General features: G+C 44.1%; 1 protein-coding gene. It reads right to left on the reverse strand.

The genetic code is table 11. The annotated features are described in order from the left end of the window. Positions 1–31 precede the first annotated feature (31 nt). Positions 32–1585, reverse strand: coding sequence for a D-alanyl-D-alanine carboxypeptidase/D-alanyl-D-alanine endopeptidase (dacB, locus tag NJ959_RS28905; protein WP_254015210.1), 1554 nt, complete (start codon positions 1583–1585; stop codon positions 32–34). Between the last annotated feature and the right edge of the window lie 475 nt (positions 1586–2060).

The raw sequence follows: 2060 nt of genomic DNA on the forward strand, positions 1-2060 counted from the left end.
CTCCAAAAAACCCACTCCCCACTCCCCAACCTTAACAAGAATGCAAGCGAGTCAAGAGCAAAACGATTTGATCAATTGCCTGACGGAGGTTGGCAGACGGCTGATTCCCTTGATTTAGAATAATACTGAAGACTAAGGGCTGGTAATTAGGAGTATCCAAATATCCAGAAAGAGCTGATATACCTGTCATAGTTCCAGTTTTCCCTTGTAGAATACCCTGAGCTGCTGTATCCCGAAAGCGGCGACTTAAAGTACCACTAACACCACTAACAGATAGAGATGCTCTATAAATATCAGCTTCTGGAGTTTCTGCCATTGCCTGAAGGGTTTTCACTAAAGCGGCGGGAGTGACTAGATTCTGGCGAGATAATCCTGCACCATCTGCTTGGATATAGCTTTCTGGATTAACTCCTAATTCAGTAAGGGTGGCTTTTACCTGTTGAATTCCGGCTTCTGCGGTTGATTCGGTTTTGTTAACTTGGGTAACTGAAGCCAGGGTGCGCAATAAGGCTTCTCCATAGAGATTGTTACTATTTTGATTGGTTTCTACCAAGAGTGCCGCCAGGGATGGAGATTCAACAGCGGCTAATTCTGGTTCACCTTGAGGATCTATATTAGATGAGACAGTAGCATTTTCCACTTTAATTCCTTCAGTGGCTAAGATATTCTGAAAATGTGCTAAAAAATACTCGCTTGGGTCTAGAATTGCGACAGCAGTTGTTATCGCTTCTCCATTTACTGGCAATTGACCCCGCAGTTGCAATATCGGTTTTCCTAAAATACCACTAATTTCAATAAAATCTGACGAGTTTGCTTCGGAGGTGACTGTATTATTTTCTATATTCCACTGTGCCCCTGCAATGGCATCTCCCCATGTGACTTGTAGGGGTTGTCCTAAAGATTGAGGCGATAGAGTTAGTGATGCGGCATTTTGATTCAGAATGAGGCTATTTACTGATGTGCCGTAGTCGGTGGAGATATCTCCCCATTCCCAAGTCTGGTTGATTGTGGGTTGGCTAAAGTAACCTTCTTCTACCCTAAGCTCTTGGATGTGACTAATGCCGCGACGTTTTAGCTGTTGTGCTAAGTCTCTCAATTGAGAGTCGCTCAAACTGGGATCGCCTCTGCCTACTAGACGCAATAATTTTATGGTTTTCTCGGTAACTTGATTGGGGATGAGGGGGAGTGGGGGGGATGGGAGCAAATTTATCTCTGTATTACTGCCATAAACAGATGTTCTAATCTGAAAGTTAGCTCCGAGTCGATGTAAAGCGGCGGCAGTGGTGAGCAATTTTATATTGGAGGCTGGGATAAAATAGCGATCGCGATCGTGGCTGTAGAGAATGGCTTGAGTGAATTGGGTTTGGATTAATATCCCCCAACGAGCATAGCGAAATTCCGGACGATTGGTGATGGACTCAATTGCTTGGGGCAAATTGGCAGGGCAAATATCCTGAGATTCTTCTATTGCGATTGGCTGCTTGACTTGAGCCGCCACTGGCTTTTGTCTGACTGCTAACTGCACCTCAAGTAGCAAAAGCAGCAAACCTAGGGGTTTCCCTAAATGAGGTAAGCGATTGAGCATCTTCATGACTTACGCAAAGCATCTATTTGTAGGGTGCGTTAGCCAAGGCTAACGCACCATTCCGACTATATATGGTGTCGCGGCATAAGTCCCGATCTTGTGATTTTCCGTTACCTGTGACGTTCTCTTTATGAAGTTATGATGAAGAATACTCCGATTTTTTTAAAGATTCTGTAAAGATTAAGAATTTGGCGTTCCGATGGGATCAACTTCCTGTGAAGATAGAAGGGAAAAATGTTGGTATCACCCTGGCCTACTAGCTATCCCCAAGTGCCAGGGATTTTTTCCGAGTGTTACTTGTGCAATAGGCGAAAGGCTTCTCCTCATCTAGATAGATTTTATCGCGATCTGCTTTGCAGCAGCACGAGCGATCGCGTAGGGTGCGTTATTAGTTTAATGCATTCTACAATTTAGTCCTGAGCATTAAGATTATCTCTCGATCGTGGTGACGCATTTAATTTGTATATTCCCACAC

Source organism: Limnofasciculus baicalensis BBK-W-15, from assembly GCF_024178385.1.
Lineage (GTDB): Bacteria > Cyanobacteriota > Cyanobacteriia > Cyanobacteriales > Coleofasciculaceae > Limnofasciculus > Limnofasciculus baicalensis.